General features: G+C 67.1%; 7 protein-coding genes. 3 read left to right on the plus strand and 4 right to left on the minus strand.

Features of this window, described 5'->3' with window-relative positions:
• The coding region (locus VEY12_00905) for a hypothetical protein (protein HYM38691.1) at positions 1 to 236 on the plus strand (236 nt) is incomplete at its 5' end.
• 54 nt (positions 237 to 290) lie between these two features.
• Here the strand turns inward: VEY12_00905 and VEY12_00910 are convergent.
• From VEY12_00910 to VEY12_00920, 3 genes are all read right to left on the minus strand, one after another.
• On the minus strand, positions 291 to 1,688 hold the full coding sequence (locus VEY12_00910; protein ID HYM38692.1) for a hypothetical protein: 1,398 nt from the start codon (positions 1,686 to 1,688) through the stop codon (positions 291 to 293).
• A gap of 135 nt (positions 1,689 to 1,823) precedes the next feature.
• On the minus strand, positions 1,824 to 2,498 hold the full coding sequence (locus VEY12_00915; protein HYM38693.1) for a hypothetical protein: 675 nt from the start codon (positions 2,496 to 2,498) through the stop codon (positions 1,824 to 1,826).
• A 132-nt stretch (positions 2,499 to 2,630) separates the two neighbouring features.
• The gene (locus VEY12_00920; protein ID HYM38694.1) at positions 2,631 to 3,005 is read right to left on the minus strand and encodes a hypothetical protein; all 375 of its coding nucleotides are present in this window, start codon (positions 3,003 to 3,005) and stop codon (positions 2,631 to 2,633) included.
• A 129-nt stretch (positions 3,006 to 3,134) separates the two neighbouring features.
• On the opposite strand from VEY12_00920, the gene VEY12_00925 reads away from it, so the two are divergent.
• The gene (locus VEY12_00925; GenBank protein ID HYM38695.1) at positions 3,135 to 4,001 is read left to right on the plus strand and encodes a DMT family transporter; all 867 of its coding nucleotides are present in this window, start codon (positions 3,135 to 3,137) and stop codon (positions 3,999 to 4,001) included.
• A 126-nt stretch (positions 4,002 to 4,127) separates the two neighbouring features.
• Here VEY12_00925 and VEY12_00930 read toward each other — a convergent pair whose 3' ends face one another.
• A complete protein-coding gene (locus tag VEY12_00930; protein HYM38696.1) occupies positions 4,128 to 6,248 on the minus strand; it encodes an acetate--CoA ligase family protein in 2,121 nt (706 codons plus the stop codon).
• Between the two features lie 144 nt (positions 6,249 to 6,392).
• On the opposite strand from VEY12_00930, the gene VEY12_00935 reads away from it, so the two are divergent.
• The coding region (locus VEY12_00935) for a hypothetical protein (GenBank protein ID HYM38697.1) at positions 6,393 to 7,530 on the plus strand (1,138 nt) is incomplete at its 3' end.

The raw sequence follows: 7,530 nt of genomic DNA on the forward strand, positions 1-7,530 counted from the left end.
ATGGGTCTGTGGACCACGAGGACCAGAGTCGCCGCTGCCACGAGGACGAGGACGAGCGTCGCCGCGACGGCCGGTCTCACGAACACCCCACCGTCGAGCGTGTCCGCGCGGCCGGTCGGAATCGAGATGCCGGTGTGCGCGACGGAAACGCCATGGTCCTCGTCCGGTGCCGTAGCGGGTCTTCCCTGGCCGCGGCGAATCGCAAGAAGGAATCGAGCCTTCCCGGACCTATTTAAGGGGAGTCGGGTGGTTATCTGACCTGATTCCCTAGGAGTACCACAGGGTGCGGGCTAGTGCGCCGGGACGCTCCCCGAGAGGCGGGCTTCCAGGGCTTGAAGTTCGGCGGCGCGCTTCCGCAACTTCTCCTCGCGGTCGAGCAGTTCGAGGGCCTTTTGCTGAATGATCTTGACCCGGCGTTCGATGTCCTTGCGGGCCTCGTCGGCGTCGACGCCACTCGGCGCGGGCGGCGGGGGTGCGGGCTTCGAGAGGGCCCTCTCGCGGGCGCCGAGGTCCTGCTCGCGCCTCGCCAGCGTGGCCTCGCGCTCTTCCAGGGCGGTTTCCCGCCCACGGACCTTCTCCTCTCGGTCGAGCATCTCGATGGCCCTGCGCTGGAGGAACTTCCGTTCCTTCGCGAGTTCCGCCTTGGCCGAATCGAGATCGGCCCCGGGCGCCTCGGGCGAAGCCGTCGCGGGCTTGTGGGAGTTCATGAGCCGTTCCTTGGCCATGGTCGCAAAGCGCTGGCTGAGGTCCTGAACCCGTGCGTCGATTGCGGCGCGCATGCGCTCGGCCTCCGCTTCCCGGGCCGCCGTCTCGGCGCGTTCCTTGGCGATCGCTTCCGCGGTCTCCTTGCCTTGCGCTTCGAGCTGGTGCACCTTGTCCGATGCCTCGCGGAACTTGGACTCGAGTTCGTCCCGCGCGCGGATGAGCGCCTTCCGCTCGTCGTCGAACTGCTGACGGAGGTCGGCCAGGGCCTTCGCGTCGGCGAGGTTGTGGCTCTCCGCCGTGGAGGCGGAGATCCGCTCCGTCATCTCCAGGGACTTGCGGGAACGCTCCAGCCCCGCGGCGACGCTCTGCTGCATCTGGCTGACGTAGTCGGCGAGGGACACCAAGCGTTCCTTCTGCCGACCCAATTCCTCGCCGCGGCCGCTCAGGTTCGCCTCGTCGGCCTGGAGCTGGGCCTCGAGCCTCGCGAGTTCCTTCTCGCGCGCGTCGAGCCTCGCCTGCCGGTCCGAGATCCCGGCTTCCACCTCGGGACTGGGTTTCGGGGACTCCACGGTCCGGGGTCCAGCTCCCGTCTTCGCTTCCGCCGCAAGATGGGCATCGGCGGCCGTGAGGAGCGTCGCCGTCCAGCTCATGTCCTCGGGCCCGAGTTGGCCCCGGGAGAGAAGAACGAAGACGAACTTTCCGCTCTGGAACGCCGTGAAGACGTACTCCCCGACGAAGAGCGCCTCGTGATCGCCGATTCCGGCGTCCGGCAGGACCTTCAGGAAATCGTTGTAGTCGATCGGGCACTCCGGATCGAGAACGTACTCTCCGTCCATGTCTCCCATTTCATTCAGGACGTAGATCTTCTTGAGCTGGGCGCGGGTGGCCCTCTTCGAAGGGACCGCCATGAGGATGGCGCCGAGGCCCGGGCCGAGAGCCCTGATGACGAAGCCTATGACCAGGGTCGCGAGAACCCCTTGCATGCGCTGTCCGCCTCGGCCGCGAGGGCTGGACCTCGCGTTGCCACCGTGCGAAAATCCACTCCCGACGAGGTTATTTAAGAAGCGGCTCTTGGTTATCGAACCTGAGAAACTCTTGAGCCCGCGGCGCTCGCCGCCTCACGAGGACGGGGCCGCCAACGAGGACGGTCCGGGGCGCGCCTCCTTCGGTTTGTCCTCTTTCTGAGGTACGAACGTCCGCTGGATCTGCACCGCGTAGTCGCGGAGGGTAACCAACTTGGCCTCTCGTGCGCGGACGTCGGCCTCCATCTCGTTCAGCCGCGTGGAGGCGAGCCGAAGGTTCGCGTCCAATATCGAGGCGCGTTGCTCACGCCGGCTGAGTTCGGATTCCCGCTGGGCGAATTCCTGCTCGCGTGCCCGGAGGTCCGTCTCTCGCTTGGCGAGGAGCGGCTCGATCATGGGCGGGATGTGGATCCGGGCAGCCGCGAGGAGGGTCCCCACGGAGCCGCGCTCCTCGATGCGGGGCACGCCGCGGGTCAGGATCACGAACCAGAGGTCGTCCACCTTGAAGGGCGTATACGCGTACTCGCCCTGGTAGAAGCTGACGAGGTGACGCAGGCCGCTGACGGGCAGGGACCGCATGAGATCCGAACTCTCCAGGGGACACTCGTCGTTCAGGGCGTACTCCCCCAGGAGGTTCGTGCGGCTGTCGAGGACGAAAATGCGTTCGTAGTCGACCCGCGGCATGGTCTTCGGTCCCCGGGTCGCGAAGCCCGTCGGGACGACCCCGATGGCGTCTCGGCTCTTCTCGCCCGGCTCGCTAATCCTTGGCATGACGATGCGCCCTCCTCTCCCTTTCTCGCGCGGTGGGAGGAGATAGGAGTGCGCGGTCATTTGAGCGTTTCTACGGCATTCGCACGTTCTCGTTATCGAACCCGATAACCGCATCGCTCCGCGGCCGAATCCCTACACGAGGGGACGCGCCGCATCGAGGTTGTCCACTCCGATGGCGAGCTGCACGCGATCTCCGATCGTCTCGAGGTGGACCACGCTCTCGATGTCCACGCCCGCGGCGCCGAGCTTGTTCGCGAGTGCCGCGAACGCGCCCGGGGCGTCCGGCACGGTAACCACCATCACGGTGCGCTGGGTGCACGCGAAGCCCGCCTTGCCGAGCGTCTGCCGCGCCTTGATCGGCTGGTCCGTGATCAGGCTCACGTAGGAGTGACCCGCACCCGAGTTGGCGCTCATTGCATCGATGTTGATCGACTCCTCGGCCAGCATCCGGAGGATCTTGCCAAGCTCCCCGGGTCGGTCGGCCAGGTCCACATCGAGCTGGATCATTCGCTTCCCCGCACGGGCTCGCACCCGGGGTATGGCGTGCGAGGCTACAACGATTGCGTCTTTCCCGCCGCCCGTCCACGTGACCCGCAACCCTAAGTGCCGACCGTTCATCGGGGAGGCGGGGTCCTCGTGGGCACGGCGTCCGACCTTCTGTACGGCCTGGCCACGGCCCTGGGGTACGGGAGCGGGGACTTCGTGGCCCGCCAGGCCGCGCGCCGGATCGGGCACCTGTACGTCCTGTTCTACATGGAGCTGTTCAGCCTCGTCCTGCTCGTCCCCGCCGCCGTTCTGCTCGAGCGGGGCTTCTGGCACTGGACCCCGATGTGGGGCTACGCCGCCGCCCTGGCGATCCTCAACGTGGTCGCCTCCCTCTTTCTGTACCGAGCGTTCGAGTACGGTGTCCTGTCCGTCGTCTCGCCGGTCGTCTCCACGTTCCCGGCGGTCACCGCGGTCCTGGCGTTCCTGTTCCTGCCCGACCGGCCGACCCTCGTCGCCGTCGCCGGGATCGCCGCCGCCCTGCTAGGAGTCGTCCTGATCTCGAGGGCGGAGGCCCACCCGGACAATCCGCCCGCGAAGGACGCGCGGAAGGGGCTCGTGAGCGCCATCTGCTGCTTCCTGGGCTACGGGGTGTTCTACTTCGCCCTGAAGTTCCTCGTCGGGGACCTGGGCGCGTTCACCGCGGCCGCCTACGTGCGTGTGATCGGAGTCGGGGCCATCGGGGTTACCATCCTGGCGGGGATCGCCGACGTGCGACGCCTCCCTCGGGAGTTCGTGCGTCCCATCGCCCTCGTCGGCGTCCTGGACAGTGCGGCGTTCGTCACGTACAATCTCGGGGTCGCGGCGGGCTCCGTGGCCATCGTCGGGACCCTGAGCGGACTCTTCAGCGCGGTCACCGTCGGCCTTGCCGCGGTCCTTCTTCGCGAGCGCCTGGTCCCGGTGCAGTACGGGGGCCTCGCCTTCATCTTCGCGGGCATCGTCCTCATGGCCGTCGCGTGACGGCTCGAACGCCAGAGATCCGCCCATCGCTTCCTGGCGCCATGGTCCCCTGCTCCTTTGCCTACATCCGGGATCCGGACGGGCTGCGGATCGAGGTGAACGGTCCGCTCGCGAAGCCGTGACCCCTCAATCCGGGGCTTCCGGAGCCGCCAGGATGATCCGCGCATCGACCGCGCGGTAGCCTTTGCCCGCTTCGAGGGACTCAATGGGGTTGAGATCGATTTCCTGGATCTGGTCGAAGTCGAGGACGAGCTGGGAGAACCGGAGGATCGCCTCCGCGAGGGCGTCGATGTCTCGTGGGGCCTCGCCCCGGACGCCCGCGAGGAGTGGGTAGGTCCGGATCGCGCGGATCATCCGGTACGCATCCTGGTCCGTGAGGGGCGGGAGCCCGAAGGAAACGTCCTTCACGTACTCCACGTAGACGCCGCCCAGCCCGAACACGAGGAAGGGCCCGTAGACCCGGTCGCGCGTCATCCCCAGGATGACCTCCTTTCCGCGGGAGATGTATTCCTGGACCAGGATGCCGTCCGGTTTGATCCCTTGGGTCTCCATGCGGTGGAGGAGCCGCATTCCCTCGAGGCGGAGCGCACGTTCATCCCGGATGTCGAGCACGACCGCCCGGAGCTCCGTCTTGTGGAGGAGCTGCTTGCCGACCGCCTTGAGGACGACGGGATACCCGAGGACCCGGGCCGCACGCGCGGCGTCGTCGATGTCCTTGCAGAACCTCGCCCGCGCCGTCGTCAGGCCGTACGCCTCCAGGAACTCCACGGCTTCGATCTCGGTCAGGCGCGTCCGGTCCTCGCCGAGCGCGCTGTCCAAGATGGTCCCTGCGGTGGCCCGGGACACCTCGAACGTCCGGACGTGCCCTTCGTCCCGTTTGAGGTACTGGGCGTAGCGATACATGGCGGCTAGGGCGCGCGCCGCGTTCTCCGGGTACAGGTAGGAGGGCAGGCTGTGGTTCACGAGCTCCATGAAGCCCGGGCTGTCCGTGGTCCGGCCGAGGAAGTTGCAGAGGACGGGCTTGCGGAACTTCGCGGCGGTCGTCCAGACCACCTTGGCCCACTCCACCTCGTCCGTCCGCACGGGCGGCACGTAGACCGCGATCGCGGCGTCCACGTTGGGGTCGGCGAGGACCGCCTCGAGCGCCTTCCGATAGTCGTCCAGGGAGCCCTCGGGGGTCAGGTCGATGGGATTCGCGACGGACGCATCGGGAGGCGCCCAAGCCCTCATGGAGGCCTCGGTCGCGTCCGTGAACTCGGCGAGCTTCAGGCCCTGCGCGGCGAGCTCGTCCACGGCCATGATGGCGGGTCCGCCCGCGTCCGAGATGACCGCGACCCGGTTGCCCTGGGGCAGCGGCTGGAGGGAGAACGCCATGGTGTAGTCGAAGAGTTCCTCGATCGAGTTGGCCCGGAGCACACCCGTCTGGTTGAAGACGGCCTCCGCGGCGAGGTCGGAGCCGCCCAGGCTGCCCGTGTGGGACGCCGTCGCGCGGCCGCCCGCCTCGGACCGGCCCGCCTTGACCGCGATTACGGGCTTCTTCTTCGTGACCTCCCGGGCGATGCGCACGAAGTTCTTCGGATTGCCGAAGTTTTCGATGTACGCGGCGACCAGCTTGGTCTCCGGGTCGTCCTTCCACGCGCTCAGGAGGTCGTTGAGGCTCACCTGGGCCTTGTTCCCGAGGGAGCAGAACTTGGCGAACCCCAGGCCGAGGGACTTCGCGTGCTCGAGGATGGCGACCCCGAGCGCCCCGCTCTGTGTGATTAGGGATACGTGGCCCCGCAGCGGCGGCGTGGGCGCGAAGGTGGCGTCCAGCTGCACATCGGGATGGGAGTTGATCACCCCCATGCAGTTGGGGCCGATCATGGTCATGCCGTACCTCTGGACCAGGGCCACGAGTTCCTTCTCCCGGTCCAAGCCGACGCCGCCGATCTCGCGGAACCCGGCCGTGATCACGATGAGCCCCCGGATCCCCTTCTTCCCGCACTCCTCGACCGCGGGCAGGGCGACCGCCGCGGGGACCGTGATGATCGCCAGGTCCACGGGCTCGGGCAGCGCGGTGACGCTCGGGTAGCAGGGCAGGCCGTGGATCGCCTGCGCCTTGGGGTTCACGGGATAGATGCGACCCTTGTACTCGTTGATGACCAGGTTGTGGACCAACTCGTAACCGATCTTCCCCGGCTGGCGGGAGGCGCCGACGACGGCGATGGACCGGGGCGAGAAGATGATATCCAGCACGTCCTCGGCCATCGTGGCGCCCAACCTGGGACCGGCTAATGAAGCTTCCCCGTCCCTCGCATGCAATCCATTATCACGGTCGGTAACGGCGCCCTTTGCCTAATATATCGTGGGAACAACGCCGCCCGCACATCTTCCCTCCCAGGAGTGCTCACCATGGACGCGTCCAGCTTCAGGCACCGCGGGCCCAGCGTGGCGGTCGTTCTTGTCCTCGTCGCCACCACCCTGGTCGGTCTCGTGGTCCTGGCGCCCCGGGTGGCCGCGGCCGGACCGTTCTACGCCTGGGGTTCAATCTGCAAGGGCAACCCGGCCGTCACCTGGCTGACGGGGGACACCTGGATTCTCAATCGCAGTGCCGTGGTGGACGTGGGCTGCGTCCTCACCATTGAACCCGGTGTCACCGTGAAAGCGGACCCCGGCGTCCGTCTGTACGTTAACGGCACGCTGAACGCGAACGGGGCCCGGGGGAACATGATCGACTTCCTCAACAACCAGACGGCGGTGATCGCATGGGCGGGCATCCAGTTCGATGGTGGCTCCACGGGCTCGGTCACTTGGTCCAACTTGACCCGGGTTCAAGTGGCGGTCACCGCACGGTCCAGCTCGCCTGCCATCAACAACAACACGATTCTCTTGGCCGGCGGCGCCATCCACCTCGAGTCCTCGTCGTCCGTGGTCGCGGACAACGACATTGACGCCCACGGAATCGGCGCGGTCGGAGTCCTCCTCACGTCCTCGACCGCAACGCTCAACCGGAACTCGATTAACGGCACGGTGGTCGGAATTCAAACGACGACGTCAGGGTCGGCCAGAATCCTCGATAACCGGCTCACGAACGTGAGCGGCACGTACGCGCTGGGCATGTTCATCGATCACCAGTCCTCCGTGAACATCACCGGCAATTCCATCCAAGGCGTCTTCGCCAAGGATGCCGGGGTGGGTGCGGAGGGACAGACCGGCGCGGGGATTCTAGTCAACGCCACGGGGACTGTCATCATCCGGCAAAACACGATGGACACGATCCGCGGAGGGCGTGGCGGTGACGGGGCGAACGGGGGTGCCCTCGCGGGCAGCCCGGGTGGGAACGGCGGGCCGGCCGCCGGAATCGCGATCGGAGCCGCGACTACGGTTTCCATTCAGGGAAATACGCTGACGACCATCCAGGGCGGCCGCGGTGGAGACGGCGGGTCGTCCAACACCTTGGCGGGGGGCAACGGAGGAGTTGGTGGCCTCGCCCTTGGTATCGAGCTCTTCTCCGCGACCGGCAACGTTTCGTTCCTCACGAACACGATCA

Source organism: Thermoplasmata archaeon, assembly GCA_035632695.1.
In the GTDB taxonomy this organism is placed as follows: Archaea; Thermoplasmatota; Thermoplasmata; order RBG-16-68-12; family RBG-16-68-12; genus RBG-16-68-12.

Bases quoted from the DNA above. Each gene is read 5' to 3' on its own strand.
- VEY12_00910 (HYM38692.1), bottom strand. From the start codon at position 1,688: ATGCAAGGGGTTCTCGCGACCCTGGTCATAGGCTTCGTCATCAGGGCT.
- VEY12_00915 (HYM38693.1), bottom strand. From the start codon at position 2,498: ATGCCAAGGATTAGCGAGCCGGGCGAGAAGAGCCGAGACGCCATCGGG.
- VEY12_00930 (HYM38696.1), bottom strand. From the start codon at position 6,248: ATGGCCGAGGACGTGCTGGATATCATCTTCTCGCCCCGGTCCATCGCC.
- VEY12_00920 (HYM38694.1), bottom strand. From the start codon at position 3,005: ATGATCCAGCTCGATGTGGACCTGGCCGACCGACCCGGGGAGCTTGGC.